We start from the raw sequence: 21,323 nt of genomic DNA on the forward strand, positions 1-21,323 counted from the left end.
TAGCGCGGTACAGTCAAGCTGTGGCTGGATATGTCACGGTTGATTCGGTTGATCTTGGGTTGGTGCACTCGCTGGGGGTTGATGGGCGGGTGGCGTTCAGTGCTGTGGGTGGGGTGCTGGGGGTTTCGGAGCACACGGTGGCTCGGCGGTATCGGCGGTTGCGGGCCGGTGGGGTGCTGCGGGTGGTGGGCGTGCTTGATGGGAGCCGGCTCGGGGAGCGGTTGTGGGTGGTGCGGGTTCGGTGTACGCCGGACGTCGCGGGGGTGATCGCGGACGCGCTGGCCGGGCGGGCGGATACGTCGTCGGTGCAGGTTCTGGCGGGTGGCACGGAAGTCGGTTGTCGGGTGTCGAGTGGTGACGAGGTGCTCGACCAGGAGCTGCCGTGGGCGCGCGGCGTACTCGGGGTCAGTGCGCACGAGGTGCTGTCGCCGGCCAAGTTCGTGGCGGCGCGGTGGGGCCCGCTGGAGGTGCTCGACGCGGAGCAGATTGCCCGGCTTCGGCGGCCGGCGCCGGATTCGAGCGATGGGGATGTGGTGCTCGGTGCGCGGGATCGGCGGCTGGTGGAGGGGCTAGGGGTCGACGGGCGGGCGACGTACGCCGAGCTCGGCAAGCGGACCGGGTGGTCGCAGTCGACGGTGGCGCGGCGGCTCGAGTACCTGCGGCGTACGGGCGTGCTGAGGTTTCAGGTGGAGGTGCCGCCCCAGGCGCTCGGGTATCAGGCCGAGGCGTGGTTGTGGATGGTGGTGAAACCGGAGGCGATCGTCGCGACGGCTGAGGCGTTGGCTGGGCAGCCGGAGATCTCGTCCGTGGCGGTGACGACCGGCGCGACGAATCTGGTCGCTCAGGTGATCTGCTGGGACTCGGCGTACCTCTACCGCTTCCTCACTGAGCAGGTCGCCGGCCTTCCCGGGGTGGCCTCGGTGGACACGGCTCCGGTCCTGCGGACCGTCAAGAGGGTGCACAGCACCGGCCCTGATGGGTGAGACTCGGGAGATGGCGGCATTCGCGCGGGACGCGGGGACGGCGACGTACTACGAGAAGCGGGCCAGGGAGTACGACGAGTGGTACCTCGGGCAGGGGCGGTTCGCGGAGCTCAACCCGCCGTGGTGGCAGGCGGAGGTTTCGCAGCTGGTGGAGCTCGTCCGCGGGTTGCCGGTCGCACGGACGCTCGATGTTGCCTGCGGCACCGGCTTTCTGACGCAGCACCTTCGAGGCGTGACCGTCGGGCTGGATCAGAGTCCGGGGATGCTCGACGTCGCGCGTCGGCGGATGCCGGGTCGCACGGTCGTCGTCGGCGATGCGTTGCGGCTGCCGATGGCCGACGGTTCGTTCGACCGCGCGCTGACCGGGCACTTCTACGGTCACCTGCCGGCGGATGAGCGCGCGGTCTTCCTGGCCGAGGTACGGCGGGTGGCCGCGGAGCTGGTCGTGGTCGACACGGCCCTGCGACCGGGCGTCGGGCCGGCGCAGTGGATCGACCGCACGCTGAACGACGGATCCCGGCACCGCATCTACAAGCGCTACTTCACCAGCACCCAACTCGCCGACGAGCTGGGCGGAGACAGGTTGTTCACCGGCCGAAGCTTCGTCGCATGCCGCGTCGTCTGGTAGGCCGGGCGGACCGTCGGCCGTTTCCGTTGCTGGCGGAGCTGCCGCCCGAGCTGCGCGACGTCATCCTGGACTTTCACTGGGACCAGCAGCTGCTGTGGGCGCTGGACCTCCCGACGATCGAGCGCCCGATCGCTGAGCTCACCTGGCATCTCGGCCTGCCGTTCTGGGCATGCGGCGGGCAGCCGTTTCAGGTGACGCCGCTCGAGGTGGCGACTGATCCCGGGCGGTTTGCGGAGCAGTATGCGCGGACGATGGCGACCGACCTGCGGTATCCGCTGGACGTGGTCCGGCGGCCGGAGGGTCAGCTCACCATCCTCGACGGAGTGCACCGGCTGCTGCGCGCGTACCTCGCTTCGATGGAGTCAGTGCGTGTCCGAGTCCTCGAGTGGGAGGAACTCGACTCGATTGCGGTCCGTGGCGGACATGAAGGTCAGTAGCCGGGTGGCCTCGGCTTCGATGGCGTCGCGGTCGGGCAGTGGGCGGAGAGGGCGGACGGTGAGCACGGTCGTGTCTTCGGCGACCGATGTGGTCCAGATGGCGGCGACTGTGCCGTCGTGCAGGACGGTTGCGGCCACGGCGTCGCCGACGCAGACCTGGCGGCGGATGGGGTCGATCATGATGCGGGTGCGGTCCGCGTAGGCGAGCAGAGTTGCGTCGAAGGACGGGAGCAAGCGGACCGGAGCGGGGACGTCTTCGGCTGGCAGTGGCCGGTCCGGGAGGTCGAACAGTTCGCGGCCGGCCTCGTCGGCGTACACGCGCAGCGAGGGGCGCAGGTCCTCGAAGATCTCGCGGAGTCCGCTGACGCCGGACCAGGTGCGCGCGTCGGATACCGTCGCCAGGCCGAAGGCGGCGAGGTAGCGCAGGACCAGCTGCCGGACGTCGCCGGCTGAGGGGGCGACTCCGGTCCAGTCGGCCAGGGCGAACGGGGTCGCGCCGCGGACGTTCCACGTGCCGCTCGGCGCGGGGTGGATGAGTGGCAGCAAGTACTGCGCCGTCCAGCCGAGTGCGGTCGGATCGTCGACCGGCCATCGTTCGGCGAGTGCGCGACCGAGCTCCGGGCGGGTCATGGTCCGCCCGTCGGCCAGGAGCTCCCGGGTCGCGAGGACGAGCGCGTCGAGGTCGACACCGGCGGTACGGCGGCCGAACACGTTCCGCTGGACGCGGCGCAGCAACGGCTCGAGCACCGGGCGGACGAACCGGAAGTCCGGGACCGACATCAGGTGCTGGGTCGCGCGCATCATCGTCGAGCGGACCACCGTCCGGTCCTCGATCGCCGCGGTCAGATCCGCCAGGGTGAACGGCTCGAGCCGACTCCACAGCGCGAGGTACGGATCGTTGGGGCTCTGGGCGTTCAGCCCCAGCACCCGCTCGACCGCGGTCGCCACCGGTAGGTCGACGCGCTCGAGCAGCAGTTGCCGCTCGAGCAACGCCCGGCCGAGAGTCCTTGTGCTCAGCACCTTCATGCCGACGACCCTAGAAGTAGTAGCGGCCAGATGCTGTCCGCACGGAACATCTGGCCCCGTCCTCGTGTTGGCTGCCGATATGACTGTTGAGATCGGGGTGATCCTGCCGACGTCCTCGCCCGAGCCGGGACGGGCGATTCTGGGGGATGTCCGGGAGAGTGCACGGTTCGCGGAGGAGCTCGGTCTGGACTCGGTCTGGTCGACCGACCACCTGATCGCGAGCGCGCCGATGCTGGACAGCTCGGTGGTGCTGTCGACCGCGGCCGCGGTGACCGAGCGGATCACGGTGGGTTTCAACGTGATGCTGCTGGCGCTGCGGCCGGTCGCATGGGCGGCGAAGCAGGTGAGCACGCTGCAGTACGTCTCCGGCAACCGGCTCGTACTCGGCGTCGGCACCGGCAACCCGGCCCACGGCGACGTCGGCTGGCGGGCCGCGGGCGTGTCGTACGCCGACCGCGGCCGCCTCACCGACGAGGCGCTCGCCGTTCTGCCCGACCTGGTCGCCGGCAAGCCGACCACGCTCGCGGACGGGCTCGAGGCAACCATCTCCCCCGGCTCGGAGGTCCCGCCGATCGTTGTCGCCGGCAACGGAAAGGCCGCGCTCCGGCGGGCGGCGCGGTACGGCGACGGCTGGGCGACGATCGCGATGTCACCGGAGGAGGTCAAGGCCGCGCTCGACCAGATCAACGGGCAGCGCGACCGTCCGCCGTTGCGGGCGACGGTGGTGGCGCCTCAGGTGGACCGGCTGGACGCGTACGAAGCCGCGGGCGTCGAGCGGATCATCCTGCCGCCGACCGGCGACTGGCGCCGCGACTACGAGTACGCCGCGGAGCTCAAGCGCCGCGCTTGACTCTGACATTGGTGTCAGCCTTTACGGTCCCGGCATGTCAACAATCGTGATTGTCGGGGCCGGGCCGGGCATCAGTGCGGCGGTGGCCAGACGCTTCGCCCAGGGCGGAGCGAAGGTCGGGCTGATCGCGCGGTCGGAGAAGACCGTCAAGGCGGTGGCGGACGGGATCACCGGCGAGGTGCTCCCGCTGACCGCCGACAGTACGGACGAGGTGGGCCTGCGGGCCGCGCTCGACCGAGTGGTCGCCGAGTACGGCGTACCGGATGTCGTGGTGTACAACGCGGCGATCATCCAGCCGGACGCCGTCGGGGACCTGACCGCGCAGCAGCATCTGGACGCGTGGGCGGTCAACGTGGTCGGCGCGATCACCACCGCGGCGCACGTCGTACCGGCGATGGCTGAGCGTGGGAGCGGATCGTTTCTCATCACCGGCGGCATGCCGGAGACGAAGCCCGAGTACGTCAGCCTGTCGATGGGCAAGGCCGGCGTCCGGACGCTCGTGACCCTGCTCGACCAGCAGTACGGCGCCGCCGGGGTCCACGCGGCCAGCGTGACCGTCGGTGGAGCGGTCGCTCCTGGTACGGCGCACGACCCGGACGACATCGCCGAGCACTACTGGCGCCTTCACCACCAGCCGCGAGCCCATTGGGAGCACGAGGTCTCCGCCTGAGACCCGGCGTACCGCAGCAAACCATCGTTGCCTTGAGCATCTTCCTTCCGTGACAGTTTGTGCTCGGATTGTCACGGGGAGTTTGCGGGTGCGTGCAGAAGTCCGGACAAGCCTGGCGAGCGTGGGACCGGTCGGCTGATCGTCGTGTGAGGAAGCGACATCGACGAGGAAGCAATCGGGTCAGGCCGTCGACCACGGGAGGCTCCGGACGCGTGCTCGAGACATATCGCGGCATCCCTCATCTGCTGGACACCTGGCTCGTCCTGACCGGAATGGCACTGCCGATCGCGCTGTCGTCGCTGCGGCGGCCCGGTGAACTGGTCCCCCGGCTGGCGTCGTTCTGCCTGCCGGCCGCGTTGGCGCTGGTGCTCGCGGCGACGCTCAGCCCGACCGCCCATCGGTTCGGTCAGCTCGGCCAGTGCGGCACCTACCTGACCACCACCGGCGGGCTGACCTCGCTCCAGGGACTGCTCAACATCCTGCTGTTCGTACCGGCCGCCGGCATGCTGACCCTCGCCGGCGGACGACCGGCCGACGGAATCGCCGCCGGCGTCGGCATGTCCGCGGCGGTCGAGGCGATCCAGGCGCTCCTCCCCCAACTCGGCCGCTCGTGCCAGTTGCACGACCTGCTGGCGAACTCCCTGGGTGCCTTCGCCGGCGTCGGCCTCGCCGTCGTTCTGCTCACCCTGACCCGCCGACGCCGCCTGATCCCCACCCCGTACGTCGTCGAGCACGGCGCGATCGTGGTCGTCCGCGGCCGGGCACCGGCCCGGCATCGTCGCGGCGAACTCGTCCCCGTGGGGGAGCCGGCGAACGGGATCCGGCAGATCGCCAGGGCGCGATAGACCGCTGCTCACGGAGTGAGTACGAAGTTATCCGGATAGTTATCCACAGGATGTGGATGAAACCGGAGATGCCGACGCGGTCACCGAGAGATATCCACAGGCGTCAGGGCCGCACGTCCAGACCCAGTGCCGTGGCGATGACCATGGCCTGGGTCAGGTCGACGCGGGCGTCCTTGAGCTCGACCGTGAGGGGATCGAGGGTGGAGAGGTCCGAGCCGCGGAGGTCGGCGGCGGTGAGGTCCGCGCGGTGGAGGGACGCGCCGGACAGGTCGAGGTCGCGCAACACCGCCTTGGCCGCCCGGACCCCGTTGAGCTCGGCCTCGCGGAACTTCACCCCGGTGAACTCGGTGCCGCGCAGGTCCGCGCCCGGCAGCCCGGTGAACGACCAGTCCCCGCCGGACACCTTCAGCAGGTTGTAGGTGCAGTCGTCGAAGAAGCTGCCGACGAACTTGCACCGGGTGAAGGTGGCGTCGAACAGCGAGCACCGGACGAACGTGCAGTTCACGAAGGCGGCGTCGGTGTGCGTCGAGGCGTTGAACCGGACGCCCCGGAACGTGCACTCCTCGAAGACTCCGCCGCGGTTGTCCACCTCGGTCAGGTCCGAGTCGATGAACAGCACCCGCCGGTACGTCTCACCGGAGGGGTCCGCGTCGTCCCAGTCGCGGATCGTCGACTCGGTCGGCGCCGCGGGCCGGCCCTGTGCTGCCATGACTGTCCCCTGTCGCTCGGATGCGCTGAGGTGGCCCACCCTGCCACGCCGTACCGACACGATGCCGAGCGTCCCCGGCGGGTGCATTGTGATCGGTACGACGGAGAACGTTCAGCGGACCGACAAATACGGGCCGCACGATGGAGGAGTGACCGGAACTGAGCGGGTGATGGTGTTCGGCGCGGGAGGCTTCCTCGGCGCCAGGATCTGCGCACTGCTCGCCGAGCGCGGGATCGAGTACCGCGGTCTGAGCCGGAGCCGGGGCGAGCCGCACCGGTTGTGCGACCTGGCCGCGATGCATCCGTACGCGCTCGACACCCAGATCGGCATGTACAAACCGACCGTCATCATCAACGCGGCCGGTGCCACCCTGGGCGACGTCGCTACGCTGGTCCGGGCGAACGTGATCGCGGTCGAGGCGCTGCTCGCGTCCACCCACGACAACGCGAGCCACGCGCGCTTCGTCCAGCTCGGCTCGGCCGCCGAGTACGGCGGTGCGCCGCAGGGAGCCAGCCAGGACGAACAGACCGAGCCGCGCCCGGCCGGTCCGTACGGTCTCAGCAAGCTGGCCGGCTCCGAACTGGTCCTCCGGGCCCAGCGCCACGGCGCCGACGCGGTCGTCCTCCGGGTCTTCGACGTGATCGGCCCGGACGCGCCCGAGAGCACGCTGACCGGGCGGGTCATCCGGGATCTTCGCTCGCGGAACACGATCGAGGCCGGCTCGCTGGATGTCTGGCGGGACTTCGTCGACGTCCGCGACGTCGCCGAGGCGGTCCTCGCGGTCGCCCTCGCGGATGCCAAGCCCCCACCGGTGCTGAACGTCGGAACCGGCCAGGCCAGCCTGGCCCGCGACGTCGCCGGCCAGCTGTTCGAGCTGAGCGGCAAGCCCGCCCGGATCGTCGAGGAGGCCCAGCCGGACGTCGTCCCCGGTGCGACCTGGCAGCAGGCCGACATCACGCTGATCGGCGAGCGGCTCGGCTGGTCGCCGAAGATCGCGCTCGACCAGTCCCTCGCGGACAGCTGGGCCGGCGGCTAGCAGACTGGGCGGGTGGAGATCCGCTCGTTCAGTCAGCCCGCGCCCGACCGCCGACCGCCCGCCGTGAACGAGGATCTCGTGATCGGCGGGCCCGACTTCGTGGTGGTGCTCGACGGCGCCACCGCCGGCCGCGGCGTCGAGTCCGGGTGCCGGCACACCGTCGCCTGGCTCGTCGGCCAACTCGGCGCCCAGCTCGCCGTACCGCTGCTCGCCGGCTCGGCCACCCCGCTCCCCGACCTGCTCGCCGACGCGATCACGACGGTCGGTCTTGGCCACGCCGACACCTGCGACCTGACGAACCCGGACAGCCCGTCGTCCACGGTCGCGATCGTCCGCGTCCGGCCGGACCGCGTCGACCACCTCGTCCTCGCCGACTCACCGGTCGTGCTGCGAGCGCCCGACGGCACGTTGACCGTCCACAGTGACGACCGGATCGACCTGCTTCCCGAGTACTCGTTCGAGGCCGTCCGTCGCCTGCGCAACCAGCCCGGCGGCTTCTGGGTCGCGAGCACTGACCCCAAGGCAGCCTACGAAGCGGTCTCCGGTACGACGGACCGCGCGGACGTCGACGTGGTCGCCGTACTGACCGACGGAGCATCCCGGTACGTCGAGCGGTACGGGTACACGTGGGACGAGTTGGTCGACCTACTCACGGCGGACGGACCGCGGAGGCTGGTCGAGCGGGTCCGGGAGCACGACGCGGCCGCCGACGTCGGGCGCGGGAAGCGGTACGACGACGCGACCGCCGTCCTCGCCTACCTCTGAGGCGGACCGTACGTCGGGAAGGTCGGGCCGGGGTTGTGGTAGCGAGGCGCGTACTGCGGCGGCTCGGGCGGCGGCGTGGTCGCGCTGACCGGCGGCACGGTCGCCTGGTCGTGCTGCCACTGGGTGATCCGGAGCAGCAGCAGCGACGCCGCGATGCCGGCCGCGACCAGGAGCACGGTGGCCACCGTGAACCCGATGTTGACCGCGAGCGCGACCCGGACCATGAAGTCCTGCAGGTCGTAGATGTCGACGTAGTCGCCGGTCGCGTCCGCGGTGTCGGCCGCGTCGACGAGCCGGACGACCCAGACGATGAAGGCGAGCAGAGCCAGCCCGCTGCCGCCGACCACGATGACCCAGAAGCCGGTCCACGTCGCCCACCAGCCGTACAGCAGGGTCCGCACCGGTCCACGCCTCGACGCGCCGCGCTGCTCCGGCGGCTCGCTCGCGGCGGCGACGTCCTGGACGAGCTGCAGCGGATACCAGAACTGGAGGAAGGGGCAGAACCACGACCCGACGATCCAGCCGTTGGCGTGCCGGTGCGGCTGCCCGTCCTGCACGATCGGCCGGGGCGCCTGCGGTGAGCGCAGGAACTCGGTGTTCTCCCGGGCCTGCCACAGCCAGATCAGGAACGCGATCGCGGTCCCCATCAGCAGGTAGCTAACCAGGTTCAGCAGCGGGCCGGTGCCGGCGATCGACCCGACCGCGCGGTCGACCTCCTCCTCGGACAGCAGCCCGTACACGAACCGCTTGACCTCGTCGTACGAGCTCCACATCAGCGCTGTCTGGACGACGGCGGCCACGGTTGTCAGCCCCATCAGCACGATGCTGACGATCGCGATCTTCTTCAGCGGCCGGTACCGCGGCAGCAGTGGCTGGTACGGCACCGGTTGATACGGACCTGGGTACGGCGGCGGACCACCCGGCCCCGGGTACGGCTGCGTCACCTGTCATTCACCCCCTCGCAGCCAAGTTAACCCAGCCCCGGGAGCGTTCAAGCGGTCGTCCACAGCGTCAGACCCCGGCGAAGGCCTCCCGCACCGCGGGCAACGCCAGCTCCCGGTCCACCGCGGACAACCCGATCCGCGTCCGCCGGTCCAGTACGTCGTCCACCGTCAGCGCACCCTCGTGCCGGACCGCGAACCGCAGCTCGGCGTACGTCGTCCGCAGTCCCGGCGCGATCGGCTCGAGCAGCGACGGCGGTCCGGCGATCACCTCCGGCGCCTCCACGCCGTACCGCTGGACGAAGCGCGACGGCGCCCGGACGGTCGCCAACTGCACCCGGTCGGCCGCGCCGACCAGCGGAATCCGGTGCGTCAGGCACGGTCGGCGGACCTCCAGGGACGACTGCGAGAGCGCCGTGTCGAGCGCGTCCTGCGCCATCCGCCGGTACGTCGTCAGCTTGCCGCCGACGATCGTCACCAGACCGTCCGGGCTCGTGATCACCGCGTGCCGCCGGGAGATGTCCGCCGTCTTGTCCTCACCCTTGTGGTGCCCGGTGCCGAGCAGCGGCCGCAGCCCGGCGTACGTCCCGAGCAGGTCGGACCGGGTCAACGGCACCCGCACGGCCGCGCTGATCGTGGACAGCAGGAAGTCGATCTCGGCCTCGGTCGCGTGCGGTACGTCGCTCACCGGCCCGGGCGCGTCCTCGTCGGTCAGCCCGACGTACACCCGGTCGTCCGGCGCGGGGATCGCCATCACCACCCGCCGCAGCTCGCCGGGCACCGGCACGGTCAGCACGGCGGACAGCCCGCCGAAGACCGACTGCGGGAGGACCAGGTGCGACCCCCGGCTCGGCCGCAGTTTGATGCCGGCGGCAACCTGATCCGCCCAGATGCCGGCCGCGTTGATCACCACCGACGCGTCCACCTGCAGCCGCTGCCCGGTCAGCTGGTCGACGAGTACGGCGCCTCGTCCGGTGACGTCCGTGGCCGCGACCCGGGTGAGCACGCGGGCGCCGTACAGGGCCGCGGTCCGGGCGATCGCGACGACCAGGCGAGCGTCGTCGTACAACTGGCCGTCCCAGGTCAGGAAGCCGCCGCGCATCCCCTCCGGCCGGAGCGTCGGCGCGTACCGGAGGATCTCGGCAGAACTGACCCGGCGCGAGTGCGGCAGGTAGTCGTCGCTGGTGCGGGCGACCGTGCGCAGGACGTCGCCGCCGAGGAAGGCGCTCCGCAGCAGCGCCGCCTGCGCGAACCTTGCCTGCGGCAACCACGGAGCGATCTGCGGCACCGGGTGGACCAGGTGCGGTGCGGTCGTCTTCATCAGGATGCCGCGCTCGACCGCGCTCTCGTAGGCGATGCCGACGTGGCCGGAGGCGAGGTAGCGCAGGCCGCCGTGCACGAGCTTCGAGCTCCACCGGCTGGTGCCGAAGGCGAGGTCGTGCTTCTCCACCAGGGCGACGGTGAGGCCGCGAGCGGCCGCGTCCAGGGCGACGCCGGCGCCGGTGACCCCGCCGCCGATGACCAGCACGTCGACCGTGCCGGCCGACGCCAGCCACTCCAGCTCGCGGGCGCGGCGGGCCGCGTTCAGGCTGGCATTGCCCACTGTCCTGAACGCCTTCCCACCGCCCCGGTCGATCATGGCGTCAGGTACCTGGTGAGCATCGCCCGCAGCTCCTCGTCGAGCTTTGGATACTCGTCCGGGCTCGCCATCACCGGCCCGGACACCGCCGAGGCCAGCGAGACGAGGATGATCTGCCGGGCGAGCCAGACCGGATCGCCGTCCCGGATCGAGCCATCGGCCTGCCCCGCCTTCAGCCCCTCCTCGACCAGCGCGAGGTGCGCGACCGTGCTGCTGCCACGACGCTCGAGCAGGTACGGCGTGAGGAACTCGGGGTCGAGCTCGATGATCTTGCGCATCAACGGATGCACCCGGGTCTGCGCGACCACCTCGACCACACCCTCGACCAGCCGGGCACGACCGTCAACCGCGTCCGGCTGGAACGCCGACATCAGCGCTGTGGTCCACTCCCGGGTCATCAGCGCGGCGACCACGGCCTGCACGTTCGGCCAGCGGCGGTAGAGGGTCGCGCGGGACACCTCGGCGTGCCGGGCGATGTCGGCCATGGTCATCCGGCGCATGCCGATCGCCAGCAGCAGCTCGTAGGCCGCGTCCAGGATCCGCTCCTCGCCGATCGCGTTCGCGGGCGTGGGCCGCGTGCTGGTCTCGGATCCTGCTTGCGCCCCTGCTTCCTGCGCCGACTCGCTGCTACGCTGAGACATCACACGTCAGAGTGTATCAGCGACTCCGGCGTCCCGGAACAGTCCGTGGGAGGTGAAAGCCAGGGGGTTCCACCTCCCACGGACGCTACCTCTCCAGACCAGCGATCGGGAGCCCAGAATGACCGAGTCGGACCTGCCGGTGGTGCATCTCACGCCGGGCCGCTGGGGTGATCCCGCCCATCGGGTCGAGCTCCCCGCCGCGGCCGTCGAGGCCCTCAAGCACCTCGGCGTACGGCGCCCTGCCACTGTCGCCGTGGAGCCGACGGACCGGCCCGGGCTGACCGCGGACCAGCTGAGCTTCCTGACCGGAATCGTCGGCGCGGACCACGTCGCCACCGACCTGGACGCCCGCTGGGCGCACACGCGCGGCTATTCGACGCCCGACCTGCTGCGGCACCGGGCCGGCGACACGTCGGACATGCCAGACGCGGTCGTCTACCCGGCGTCCCACGACGAGATCCAGGCCTTGCTGTCCGCCTGCGCCGCCCATGACCTCGCGGTCGTGCCGTACTCCGGCGGTACGTCGGTCGTCGGCGGGCTCGCGGCCGAGCGGCGTTTCGTCACCGTCGACCTCCGCCGGCTCGACCGGTTGGTCGAGCTCGACGAGATCTCGCGGACGGCGACGCTGCAGGCCGGCGTCCGTGGTCCGGCCGCGGAGGCGCTGCTGGCAGAGCGCGGCTACACGCTCGGCCACTTTCCACAGTCGTACGAGGGCGCGTCGATCGGCGGGTACGCGGCCGCGCGCTCGAGCGGGCAGTCGTCGGCCGGGTACGGGCGGTTCGACCAGATGGTCGTCGGGTTGACGCTGGCGACACCCCGCGGGACGGTCGAGCTCGGCCGGGCGCCGATGTCCGCGGCCGGCCCGGACCTGCGCCAACTCGTGCTCGGGTCGGAAGGTGCCTTCGGCATCATTACGTCGGTCGTCGTCCGGATCCGGCCGCGGCCGGCCGAGCGGCACTTCGAGGGCTGGCGGTTCGAGGACTTCACGGCCGGGCTGGCCGCGATCCGGCGACTCGCCCACGACGGCCCGTTGCCGACGGTGCTGCGGTTGTCGGACGAGGCCGAGACCGCGGTGAACCTGGCCGACCCGGACGTGCTCGGCGGCGGATCCGGCGGCGTACTCGCGATCGTCGGGTTCGACGGGCCGTACATCCCGGCCACGGCTGAGGTGCTGACCGCGGCCGGCGGGCAGAATCTGGGGGAAGGGCCGGGCGAGACCTGGCGGGTCGGGCGGTACCGGGCGCCGTACCTGCGGGATCCTCTGCTGGACGAGGGTGCGCTGGTCGAGACGCTGGAGACCGCGAGCTTCTGGTCGCGGTTGCCTGACGTGAAGGCCGCGGTGACCGAGGCACTGGTGATGTCCCTGACCGACCAGGGCACGCCACCGCTCGTGCTCTGTCATGTGTCGCATGTGTACGAGACCGGTGCGTCGCTCTACTTCACGGTGATCTCGGCCCAGACGGAGGACCCGGTGGAGCAGTGGCGTACGGCGAAGGCCGCGGCGAACCACGCGATCGCGACCGCCGGCGGGACGATCAGTCATCACCACGGAGTCGGCACGGATCATCGTGCGGCGTACGCCGAGGAGATCGGTCCGCTCGCCGTCGACGCGTTGCGCGCCGTGAAGAAGACGCTCGACCCCGACGGCGTGATGAGTCCGGGGATTCTCTTGACCTCAAGCTGACTTGAGGTACGACGGTAGGGGGCATGACTCCTGAATCCTCCAACCGTCCGGTCGCCCTGATCACCGGAGCCTCCGCGGGTCTCGGGCTCGCCCTGGCCCACGGCCTGGCCGATCGCGGCTGGGCGCTCGTGATCGACGCGCGCGGCGCGGACGCCCTCAAGGACGCGGCCGACGCGCTGGCCGACCGAACCGACGTGATCCCGCTCGCGGGCGACGTCACCGACCCCGAACACCGCGCCGATCTCGTCGACGCGATCGTCGAGCTCGGCCGGCTCGACCTGCTCGTCAACAACGCCAGCTACCTCGGTCCGAGTCCGCTGCAGCAGTTGGCCGCCGCGGACCTGGGCGAGTTGCGCCGCGTCTACGAGGTCGACGTGATCGCACCGATCGCACTGACCCAGGCACTGCTCCCCGAGCTCACCGGATCGTCCGGAGTGGTCCTCAACATCAGCTCCGACGCGGCCGTCGAGGCGTACGAAGGCTGGGGCGGCTATGGCTCGGCCAAGGCCGCGCTCGACCACGCCACCGCCGTACTCGCCGCCGAACACCCGTCGCTCTCGGTCTACGCGGTGGACCCCGGCGACTTGCGTACGGCGATGCACCAGGCCGCGTTCCCCGGTGAGGACGTCTCCGACCGGCCGGAGCCGGCGACCGTCGTACCGGCGTTCCTGCAACTGCTGGACAGTCGGCCGAAGAGCGGCCGGTACCGAGCGGCGGAGTTCGCGCCGGCGGTGACGTCGTGAGGGTGCACCCCCACACGAGGTTCGTCCTGCCCGACTCGCTGAACGCCACCGAACCGCCCGAGGCGAGAGGTCTCTCCCGGGACCAGGTGAAGCTGCTGGTCGCGGAGGGGTCGACCGTCACGCACACCCGGTTCGACCGGATCGGTGAGCACCTGCGACCGGGTGATCTGCTGCTCGTGAACACCTCGGGCACGCTGCCCGCCGCCGTCGACGGCTCCTGGATCACCGGCTCCGGAGTGGCGCCCGTGGTCGTGCACTTCTCTACTGCGCTGGACGACGGCCGCTGGGTCGTCGAGCTGCGCAACGGCGGTTCGCCCATGTTCGGCGGTGCGACGGGCGATCGGGTGGAGCTCCCGGAGGGCGTGCTGACGCTGCTGTCGCCGTACCAGTCGGACTCCAACCGGCTGTGGATCGCCCAGCCGCCGGTGACCGACGTGCTGGGGTACCTGCAGCGCCATGGCCGGCCGATCAGCTACAAGTACGTCGGTGAGCGGTGGCCGCTCGCGTCGTACCAGACCGTGTTCGCACGTGAGCCGGGCAGTGCGGAGATGCCCAGTGCGGCCAGGCCGTTCAGCTTCGAGTTGGTCAGTCAGCTCGCGTCCCAGGGCGTGCTGATCGCGCCGATCCTGCTGCACTGCGGCGTGTCCTCGCTGGAGAGCCACGAACCACCGTTGCCCGAGCGGTACGACGTACCGGCGCACACGGCCCGGTTGGTGAACTGGGTGCGGGCCAACGGCGGACGGGTGATCGCAGTGGGTACGACCGCCGTCCGGGCGATCGAGTCGGCCGTCGCCGCGGACGGCTCAGTCACCGCCTCCCACGGCTGGACTGACCTTGTCCTCGGCCCGGACCACCCGGTCCGCGTCGTCGACGGGCTGATCACCGGGATGCACGCCCCCGAGGCGTCGCACCTGCTCCTGCTGGAGTCCGTGGTCGGTGGTGACACCGTTCAGCGCGCCTACGACGCCGCGCTGGACCGCGGCTACCTGTGGCACGAGTTCGGCGACAGTTGCCTGCTGATGCGCTGACGTGCGGTGGCCTTCGTTCCCGGGGCGGGCTCGTTTGTCGATCGCGCGCGGGCTCACCGCGACCACCGCTCAGGCCGGCAGAAGTTCATCGTGGATGTCCTTACCGCTCAGGTCCCCCGTCGGGACGTCACCCGGTACGACGAGCGTCCGGCCAGCTGGTCATGCCCGTTCACGCAACCGATCGACAATTGTGGCCTAGGCCATTTGGTTGCACATTGAACGGTCGCCTGGCGTCAGATGCGGGCGCGTCTGTCGCGGCGGCGCTTGACGTCCTGGAGGAAGAGCCAGGCCACGGCCGCGCCGGTGACGAAACCGCCGAGGTGGCCCTGCCAGGAGATGTTCGGGATCAGGAACGAGATGACGGCGGTGACCGCGACGTACGCCAGGATCCAGGTGACGTCCATGCCGCGGGCGCGGCTGATCACCAGCAGCGCGCCGACCAGGCCGAGGACGGCACCCGAGGCGCCGAGGGTCGCGGACAGCGGCGAGGACAGCAGCCAGACGGCCGCGCTGCCGCCGAGGGCGGACAGCAGGTAGAGCAGGATGAACCTGACCCGGCCGAGCATCTGCTCCAGCGGCGGGCCGACCTGGTAGAGCATGAACAGGTTCGCGAAGATGTGGAAGATCTGCACGTGCGTGAAGGCCGACGTCAGCAGCCGCCACGGCTCCACGTCCACCAGCGCCGGGACCAGCACGAGCTCGTTCACGATCCGGCTGCTGCCGGTGCGGACCGCGATGAACACCAGCACGTTCAGCGCCAGCAGCACGATGGTGACGATCTGCGGGTTGCCGCGCTGGATGCCGCCGAGCGACGTCCGGGTCCGCGGCACCGACTTCACGCCCTCGTTGAAGCAGTCCGGGCACTGGAAGCCCACGGCCGCGCTGTTCATGCACGACGGGCAGATCGGCCGGTCGCAGCGCTGGCAGCGGACCCCGGCGGGCCGATCCGGGTGCCGGTAGCAGACGGTCTCGGTCACGGCGGGCAGGTTCCTTCCCGAACGAGAGAGAGCACGGGCCGGGCGCCGCTCACGCAACGCCCGGCCCGCGCGAACTGATCAGGCGTTCTTGCGCTCGACGACGACGTTGTTGATCACGATCGGCTCGATCGGCCGGTCGCCCGGAGCGGTCTTGGCGGTCGCGATCGCGTCGACGACCTTCCTCGACTCGTCGTCGGCGACCTCGCCGAAGATCGTGTGCTTGCGGTTCAGGTGCGGGGTCGGCACCACGGTGACGAAGAACTGCGAGCCGTTCGTGCCACGGCCGAACTGGATGCCGGCGTTCGCCATCGCCAGCAGGTACGGGCGGTCGAACTGGAGCTCGGGGTGGATCTCGTCGTCGAAGGCGTAGCCCGGCGAGCCGGTGCCGGTGCCGAGCGGGCAGCCGCCCTGGATCATGAAGCCGTCGATCACCCGGTGGAAGGTCAGGCCGTCGTAGAACTTGGCGTTGCTCGGCTGACCGGTCTGCGGGTCGGTCCACTCCTTGGTGCCCTCGGCCAGCCCGACGAAGTTGCTCACCGTCTTCGGTGCGTGATCGGGGAACAGCCTGATGACGACGTCACCCTTCGTCGTCTGCAGGGTCGCGTACAGCTCTTCGGCCACGAGAGTCACTCCTCATCAGAAACGGCGTACCCCTCGATCCTGTCACGTAGCCCCAAGCGGCCGGGCACCGACCGGCCGAAGAACCCCGCCCTCCGGCGTGTGCCTCTCTGTGTGCTGTGGTGGTTGCGGTGCGTGGGGGTGGGCACTGGTGGGGTGGATGGATCGATACAGCGTCTCGGGTTGCCCCGGGGAGCGGGTTTGTCGGCTGGGTACGTCGTACGATGCAGACGAAGCCGGATCTGTCCAGAGTCGTATCAGTTACGTCCATACCGCCGATGGGCCAGATGGCTGCCCACCGAGGCGGGCGGCACCGAGGAGGAACCGTGGGTTTGTTGAAGTCCAAGGGCCGGGTCGAGACCGCGAAGGACCGGGTCCGGCCGCTCACCGAGTCGGCGTCGGAGAAGATCGGGCCGGTCGCCGGCCAGGTCCGCGACCACCTCGGGCCGGCTGTGGGCACCGCACGGGAGAAGGTGTCGCCGTACGCCGAGAAGGCCGTCGAGCGCGGCGCGCACTACGCCCACGTCGCCGTCGAGAAGGCGAGCCCGGTGATCGACGACGCGCTGTCCAAGGTCGGCCCGGCGACCGAGCACGCGGCCGAGAAGGCGCGTGAGCGGTTCAACGACGACCTGCTGCCGAAGGTCACCGCCGCGCTGGCCGCGCTGGCGGCGGCCGCCGAGCCGGTCGTCGAGGAGACCTCGCGCCGCGGCAAGGCCACCAAGGCGGCGCTCAAGGGCGAGATCGACGTCCCGAAGAAGAGCCACCGGCTGCGCAAGGTCGTGCTGTTCCTCGGCTTCGGCGCCCTGGCGGCCGCGGCCGTGAAGAAGCTGCTGACCCCGCCGGAGCCGGCCTGGCAGTCGACCCCGACGAGCGGCCGCGACTACAGCTCCGCCCCCGCCGGTACGACGTCGCGCCCGAGCGACACCAAGGCGGAGAGCAAGCCGGAGAGCACGACCGACTCGACGTCGCCGTCGTCGAACGGCAAGACCGACGCGCCCAAGGCGGAGTCCGCGAAGACGGAGTCGAAGCCGGACGCGAAGGCGGAGACTGCCAAGGACGAGGGCAGCGACGTGAACGCGTCGGCCAACGGCACCGCGAAGAAGACCACCACGACCCGGAAGTCGGCGAACCCGAAGCCCTCCGACTCCTGAGTCGACCAGCTACCGCAACGGCGAAGGCCGCGATCCCCGTCCGGGGTCGCGGCCTTCGTTCGTCCGACGTCGTCTTGCGCGTACGACGTTCAGCCCGGCTTCGGCTCCTGGCCGTCGCCGTCGAGGTCGTCCTCGTGCTGCGGCTTGGCGATCGTATAGCGGCCGGCCGACAGCAGTTGGGTGGCATACCGGTGCGTGATGCACGGGTAGGTGCCGCCGCAGTGCTGGCAGACGGCGTCGTTGCGGTGCAACCAGGGCAGAATGCCGAACCGCTTGATCCAGGTCAGCGGCTCGCGGTCGGGCGCGTGCAGCTTCAGCGCCGATCGGGCGGCGCTCTGGATCTCGGGTGCGGTCCAGTCCTCGGCGCTCTTGTCCATCAGGGCGCTCAGGTCGGGGTGGGGGTGTGCGGTCGAGCGAGCTTTGTTCATTTATGCGTCTTCCGGGGGGCAGGGAGGTACGCGGGCCAAAACGGCACACTGAAGCGTCTGCTTCAAACGTGACGATGTGATCGCTGTTAGCGACCCTAGTCGTCAAATGGCCCACACGCCGACTTCGCACGCGTCGCCCGGTGTCAAGACTTCGTCAGGTTTCACAGCGTGCTGACGAGGACACAGTTTCGCTTCGTTCCGACCTGGCCTGCCTGGTCAGTGCTTGCGGTCGTAGATCAAGTAGGTGGCGCCGGTGCTGCTGGTGTGCAGGTCGGTGAGTGTCCAGGAGGACTGCGGGATGCCGTCCTCGAAGAGCTTCGCGCCGCCTCCGACCAGCTCGGGGCAGAGGTTGATGACGAGACGGTCCAGTTCGTCGGCGGCCAGCAGCGCCCGGATGATGCTGCTGGACGACAGCACGATGATGTCGCCGCCGGGCTGCTCACGCAGTTGCTTGACCTCGGCTACGGGGTCGCGCGAGATCCGGGAGTTCTGCCAGGGCGCTTCGGTCAGCGTGGACGAGAAGACGACCTTCTCGACGGCGTCCAGCCACTGGGCGAAGGCCCGGTCCCGGGGTTCGGCGTTCCCGTCCCGGGCGACCATCGGCCAGTACCCGCCGAAGCCCTCGTAGTTGTTCCGGCCGAGGAGGCCGGTGGTGGAGTTGCGGGTCAGCTGGACCATATGGTCGCGTGAGGTCTCGGTCACGGCGTGCGGGACGACCCAGCCCATGTCGCCCGCTCCGTTCCGGCCGGTGATCCGGCCGTCGAGGGACAGAGAGATGTTGCCGACGACCTTGCGGGACTGCTCGGACATGATGGTTCCTTTCCGGAGCGGCGCCCGGGTGGCGCCGGTGAGGAAGATCCTGCTGTGGCGGCGCCCGCGGAACATCGGCCACCTGGCAGAGATCCGGTCCTCGCGCCGGCAGCTACTCCCTAGGGCCGTGGCAGACTTCAGGGGTGTCCGGTGTGGGGCGGTTCCGCCTGAGCTGTCGACCTTCATGGGAAGGGCAGCGGAACTGGCCGCCCTCGGTACGGCGTTGTTGCCAGGGCAGGTGCTGACTCTGGTCGGCCCCGGTGGCTGTGGGAAGACCCGGCTGGCGATCCGGGCCGCGGGGATGCAGAGCGAGCGGTGGCCGGGTGGCGTCGTCTGGATCGGGCTGGAGCAGTACGCGCCGGAGCGCTCGGTCGTCGGGGCGGTGGCCGAGGCGCTGGGCGTCCTGCTGCCGACCGAGGTCGATCCGCTGGTTGCCCTGGCGCGGGGGATCGGCGACCGCGAGTTGCTCGTCGTGCTCGACAACTGCGAGCACGTCGTGGCGGAGTCCGCCCGGGTGATCGAGGGGATCCTGGCCGGTTGCCCTGCGGTGGCAGTGCTGGCGACCAGCCGGGTCCGGCTGGGGATCGGGCGGGAGCGCGTCTGGCGGGTGCCGCCGATGGAGCTGGAGGAGGCGCGCGAATTGTTCGCGGCCCGGGCCGGGGTGCCCGGCGACGCGGCCGGGGTGCGGCGGATCTGTGACCGGCTGGACAGGTTGCCGCTGGCGCTCGAGCTCGCGGCCGGGTGGGCCGGCACGTTGTCCTTGGAGCAGATCGCGGAATCACTGCAGGATCCGTACGGGCTGCTGCAGGGTGGTTCCCGGACGGCTCCGTTCCGTCAGCAGACGCTGGGAGCGTCGATGCAGTGGAGCCATGATCTGCTGAGCGATGGAGAGCGGGTCTCGTTCCGTCGCCTCGGCGTCTTCGAGCCGGGGTTCACCTCGGCAGCGGCGGTGGCAGTCGGAGGTGCCGACGCAGCTGATCTGCACGCGTTGCGCGGGCTGGTCGACCAGTCGCTGGTGGTTGCGGATGTCGATGGGCCGGTCGCCCGGTATCGGCTGCTGGTTGTGGTTCGCGAGTATGCGCTGGCGCGGCTCGCGGAGGCGGGAGAGCTGGAACGCATCCGGGACGCTCACCTTGACCATCAGCTCGCTCTGGTCGACGGGCTGGTGAAGCTGCGGAACGAGGACAAGGACGCCTGGCGAGCCGCGGTCGGCGCGGAGTACCCGAATCTTCGGGCCGCGATCGAGTGGGGTCTGGCGGCCGTCGACCCCAGCCGCGGCCGGGAGCTTGCCGCCGGGCTCGCCTGGCTGTGGCATTTGGAATCGGGTGGCAGCGACGACGGCCTGCGGCTGCTGCGGGCCGCGATGGAGCTCGGCGCTGGACAGCGGACCGGGTCGCAGCTGAAGGTGCTGACCGGGTTCGCGCTGGTCGCCGAAACGGTATTGCCCGGTGGCGGCGGATTCGGTGCGGCGCGGGAGGCGGTCGAGCTGGCTGGTGAGCTGGCGGCTGGTGAGCTGACCGTTGGTGAGGACGTCGCGGCGGCGGCCCGGCTGGCGGGTTCGCTGGCGGCGGTCGGTGAGCTGTCCGTCGGCCTCGATACGGCCCGGGAGCAGGCGATCCGGTCCCGCGAGGAGGCGCTGGCGGCGGGCGATGCATTCGTCGCGGATGCCTCCGCAGCGCTGTTGGGGCTGATCCACCTGCTGCGGGACGAGCACGACGCCGCGATCGGTACGCTGGAGCCGGTGATCGCGGGTCTGGTCGCACGGGGTGATCGTGGTGTCGCTGCGTCGGCACTGGCCTGGGTGGCGCTTGCCTGGACGGCGCGCGGCGAGCTGGAGCGGGCCGCAGAGTTCGCCGCCCGCGCGGTCGCGACGGCGGCGCCGCTGATGGACTTCCACCGAACCGGTACGGCCCGGTCCGTGCTCGCCCGGATCCGTTGTCTGCAGGGAGAACTGGATGCCGCAGAGGAGGCGCTGGCGCCCGTCGAGGCGCTGATCGCGGAGACGGACCGGGAGCCCTACATCCCGGGTCGTGAGCACGTCCGCGCGATGATCGCCCGGGCCCGCGGGAACCCGGTCGATGCGATCGACTGGTGCCGCCGCGAGTCCCGGGACGGTACCGTCCCGCTCTCACCGGACAGTCAGCTCCTGCTGGCTACGGCGCAGCGCGAGGCCGGTGACAAGGACGGTGCTCGGGCGACTCTCGACGCGCTGGCCGCGGCACCGATGATCGCATCGATGCCCGGCATCAGGGCCGGTGTCCTCGAACAGCACGCCCTGTTGGCGGCCGATCCGGACAGAACGCTCGACCTTCATCACGAGGCGCTGCGGATCCGCGCCGAGCACGATCTGACCCTCGGCACACTCAGCAGTCTCGAAGCAATTGCTTCACTGCTGGCTGAGCGAGGTGCCGTCGAGCAGGCTGAGGTCATCCGGACCTCGAGCCTGGAGACAGCGGTCGAGTACGCGTCGCGCGCCAGAGGCCCACGCCGTCGTCCCGGCACCGGCTGGGCCAGCCTGACCCGCACCGAGCGTTCGGTCGTCGACCTGGCCGTCCAGGGCCTGTCGAATCCGGAGATCGCGGCCCGCCTCTTCATCAGCCGGGGGACGGTCAAGACCCACCTCGCGCACGTCTACAGCAAGCTCGGCATCACCAACCGCACCGAACTCGCGCACCGGGCCGGCACCGAGGTCTGAGCCGGTCAGTTCCAGGTCG

At 70.6% G+C, this 21,323-nt stretch carries 22 protein-coding genes; 13 read left to right on the forward strand and 9 right to left on the reverse strand.

Translation table 11 applies throughout. The annotated features are described in order from the left end of the window. The first annotated feature begins 137 nt into the window (after positions 1–137). From ACQPYZ_RS00095 to ACQPYZ_RS00105, 3 genes are read left to right on the forward strand one after another with little or no spacing between them, the layout of a single operon-like run. Positions 138–983 (forward strand): Lrp/AsnC ligand binding domain-containing protein, encoded by an 846-nt coding sequence (locus tag ACQPYZ_RS00095; protein WP_433169839.1) that lies wholly within the window; start codon positions 138–140, stop codon positions 981–983. Positions 984–993: 10 nt separating this feature from the next. Then, a complete protein-coding gene (locus tag ACQPYZ_RS00100) occupies positions 994–1,611 on the forward strand; it encodes a class I SAM-dependent methyltransferase (protein WP_433163963.1) in 618 nt (205 codons plus the stop codon). Further along, a complete protein-coding gene (locus tag ACQPYZ_RS00105) occupies positions 1,593–2,048 on the forward strand; it encodes a ParB N-terminal domain-containing protein (protein WP_433163965.1) in 456 nt (151 codons plus the stop codon). The genes ACQPYZ_RS00100 and ACQPYZ_RS00105 overlap by 19 nt, the downstream gene beginning before the upstream one ends. Here ACQPYZ_RS00105 and ACQPYZ_RS00110 read toward each other — a convergent pair. Next, positions 1,974–3,074, reverse strand: coding sequence for a winged helix DNA-binding domain-containing protein (locus tag ACQPYZ_RS00110; protein WP_433163967.1), 1,101 nt, complete (start codon positions 3,072–3,074; stop codon positions 1,974–1,976). The genes ACQPYZ_RS00105 and ACQPYZ_RS00110 overlap by 75 nt on opposite strands. A 79-nt stretch (positions 3,075–3,153) precedes the next feature. Here ACQPYZ_RS00110 and ACQPYZ_RS00115 point away from each other — a divergent pair, with 79 nt between their 5' ends. The 3 genes from ACQPYZ_RS00115 (at position 3,154) to ACQPYZ_RS00125 (ending at position 5,439) form a co-directional block, all read left to right on the forward strand. Continuing rightward, entirely contained in the window at positions 3,154–3,924 is a 771-nt protein-coding gene (locus ACQPYZ_RS00115; RefSeq protein WP_433163969.1) for an LLM class flavin-dependent oxidoreductase, read from the forward strand. A 34-nt stretch (positions 3,925–3,958) separates the two neighbouring features. Next, positions 3,959–4,594 carry an SDR family NAD(P)-dependent oxidoreductase gene (locus tag ACQPYZ_RS00120; protein WP_433163971.1) on the forward strand — a complete coding sequence of 212 codons (636 nt, stop codon included), beginning with the start codon at positions 3,959–3,961 and terminating at the stop codon, positions 4,592–4,594. Between the two features lie 212 nt (positions 4,595–4,806). Continuing rightward, positions 4,807–5,439 (forward strand): VanZ family protein, encoded by a 633-nt coding sequence (locus tag ACQPYZ_RS00125; RefSeq protein ID WP_433163973.1) that lies wholly within the window; start codon positions 4,807–4,809, stop codon positions 5,437–5,439. Between the two features lie 103 nt (positions 5,440–5,542). Here ACQPYZ_RS00125 and ACQPYZ_RS00130 read toward each other — a convergent pair whose 3' ends face one another. After that, positions 5,543–6,148 (reverse strand): pentapeptide repeat-containing protein, encoded by a 606-nt coding sequence (locus ACQPYZ_RS00130; protein ID WP_433163975.1) that lies wholly within the window; start codon positions 6,146–6,148, stop codon positions 5,543–5,545. A gap of 148 nt (positions 6,149–6,296) precedes the next feature. Here ACQPYZ_RS00130 and ACQPYZ_RS00135 point away from each other — a divergent pair, with 148 nt between their 5' ends. Next, a complete protein-coding gene (locus ACQPYZ_RS00135) occupies positions 6,297–7,184 on the forward strand; it encodes an NAD-dependent epimerase/dehydratase family protein (protein WP_433163977.1) in 888 nt (295 codons plus the stop codon). Between the two features lie 12 nt (positions 7,185–7,196). Then, the gene (locus ACQPYZ_RS00140) at positions 7,197–7,949 is read left to right on the forward strand and encodes a protein phosphatase 2C domain-containing protein (RefSeq protein WP_433163979.1); all 753 of its coding nucleotides are present in this window, start codon (positions 7,197–7,199) and stop codon (positions 7,947–7,949) included. Here the strand turns inward: ACQPYZ_RS00140 and ACQPYZ_RS00145 are convergent. The 3 genes from ACQPYZ_RS00145 to ACQPYZ_RS00155 all read right to left on the reverse strand — a co-directional run bounded on the left by ACQPYZ_RS00145 (position 7,940) and on the right by ACQPYZ_RS00155 (position 11,170). Continuing rightward, entirely contained in the window at positions 7,940–8,893 is a 954-nt protein-coding gene (locus ACQPYZ_RS00145) for a DUF4328 domain-containing protein (RefSeq protein WP_433163981.1), read from the reverse strand. The two genes, ACQPYZ_RS00140 and ACQPYZ_RS00145, sit on opposite strands and share 10 nt — an antisense overlap. Positions 8,894–8,960: 67 nt before the next feature. Then, complete coding sequence (locus tag ACQPYZ_RS00150) at positions 8,961–10,529, reverse strand: glycerol-3-phosphate dehydrogenase/oxidase (protein ID WP_433163982.1); 1,569 nt, start codon at positions 10,527–10,529, stop codon at positions 8,961–8,963. After that, the gene (locus ACQPYZ_RS00155) at positions 10,526–11,170 is read right to left on the reverse strand and encodes a TetR/AcrR family transcriptional regulator (protein WP_433163984.1); all 645 of its coding nucleotides are present in this window, start codon (positions 11,168–11,170) and stop codon (positions 10,526–10,528) included. The genes ACQPYZ_RS00150 and ACQPYZ_RS00155 overlap by 4 nt, the downstream gene beginning before the upstream one ends. Positions 11,171–11,288: 118 nt before the next feature. On the opposite strand from ACQPYZ_RS00155, the gene ACQPYZ_RS00160 reads away from it, so the two are divergent. From ACQPYZ_RS00160 to ACQPYZ_RS00170, 3 genes are read left to right on the forward strand one after another with little or no spacing between them, the layout of a single operon-like run. Then, the gene (locus tag ACQPYZ_RS00160) at positions 11,289–12,854 is read left to right on the forward strand and encodes an FAD-binding oxidoreductase (protein WP_433163986.1); all 1,566 of its coding nucleotides are present in this window, start codon (positions 11,289–11,291) and stop codon (positions 12,852–12,854) included. 23 nt (positions 12,855–12,877) lie between these two features. Beyond that, positions 12,878–13,597, forward strand: coding sequence for an SDR family NAD(P)-dependent oxidoreductase (locus ACQPYZ_RS00165; protein ID WP_433163988.1), 720 nt, complete (start codon positions 12,878–12,880; stop codon positions 13,595–13,597). Continuing rightward, complete coding sequence (locus tag ACQPYZ_RS00170) at positions 13,594–14,625, forward strand: S-adenosylmethionine:tRNA ribosyltransferase-isomerase (RefSeq protein ID WP_433163990.1); 1,032 nt, start codon at positions 13,594–13,596, stop codon at positions 14,623–14,625. Before ACQPYZ_RS00165 ends, ACQPYZ_RS00170 begins: the two co-directional genes overlap by 4 nt. 233 nt (positions 14,626–14,858) lie before the next feature. Here ACQPYZ_RS00170 and ACQPYZ_RS00175 read toward each other — a convergent pair whose 3' ends face one another. Together ACQPYZ_RS00175 and ACQPYZ_RS00180 are read right to left on the reverse strand one after the other, a co-directional pair. Then, positions 14,859–15,602: a rhomboid family intramembrane serine protease gene (locus ACQPYZ_RS00175; RefSeq protein WP_433163991.1), complete on the reverse strand. Its 744-nt coding sequence runs from the start codon at positions 15,600–15,602 to the stop codon at positions 14,859–14,861. A gap of 78 nt (positions 15,603–15,680) precedes the next feature. Then, positions 15,681–16,223 carry a peptidylprolyl isomerase gene (locus ACQPYZ_RS00180; protein ID WP_433163993.1) on the reverse strand — a complete coding sequence of 181 codons (543 nt, stop codon included), beginning with the start codon at positions 16,221–16,223 and terminating at the stop codon, positions 15,681–15,683. A 323-nt stretch (positions 16,224–16,546) separates the two neighbouring features. Between ACQPYZ_RS00180 and ACQPYZ_RS00185 the strand changes: the two genes are divergently transcribed. Next, a complete protein-coding gene (locus ACQPYZ_RS00185; protein ID WP_433163995.1) occupies positions 16,547–17,371 on the forward strand; it encodes a hypothetical protein in 825 nt (274 codons plus the stop codon). Between the two features lie 89 nt (positions 17,372–17,460). On the opposite strand, the gene ACQPYZ_RS00190 is transcribed toward ACQPYZ_RS00185, so the two are convergent. Together ACQPYZ_RS00190 and ACQPYZ_RS00195 are read right to left on the reverse strand one after the other, a co-directional pair. Next, a complete protein-coding gene (locus tag ACQPYZ_RS00190; RefSeq protein WP_433163997.1) occupies positions 17,461–17,799 on the reverse strand; it encodes a hypothetical protein in 339 nt (112 codons plus the stop codon). A 216-nt stretch (positions 17,800–18,015) separates the two neighbouring features. Beyond that, entirely contained in the window at positions 18,016–18,609 is a 594-nt protein-coding gene (locus ACQPYZ_RS00195) for a dihydrofolate reductase family protein (RefSeq protein ID WP_433163999.1), read from the reverse strand. Positions 18,610–18,793: 184 nt separating this feature from the next. Between ACQPYZ_RS00195 and ACQPYZ_RS00200 the strand changes: the two genes are divergently transcribed. Continuing rightward, complete coding sequence (locus ACQPYZ_RS00200; protein ID WP_433164001.1) at positions 18,794–21,304, forward strand: helix-turn-helix transcriptional regulator; 2,511 nt, start codon at positions 18,794–18,796, stop codon at positions 21,302–21,304. The last annotated feature ends 19 nt before the right edge of the window (positions 21,305–21,323 follow it).

Origin of the sequence: Kribbella sp. CA-247076 (genome assembly GCF_050942445.1) — a bacterium.
Lineage (GTDB): Bacteria > Actinomycetota > Actinomycetes > Propionibacteriales > Kribbellaceae > Kribbella.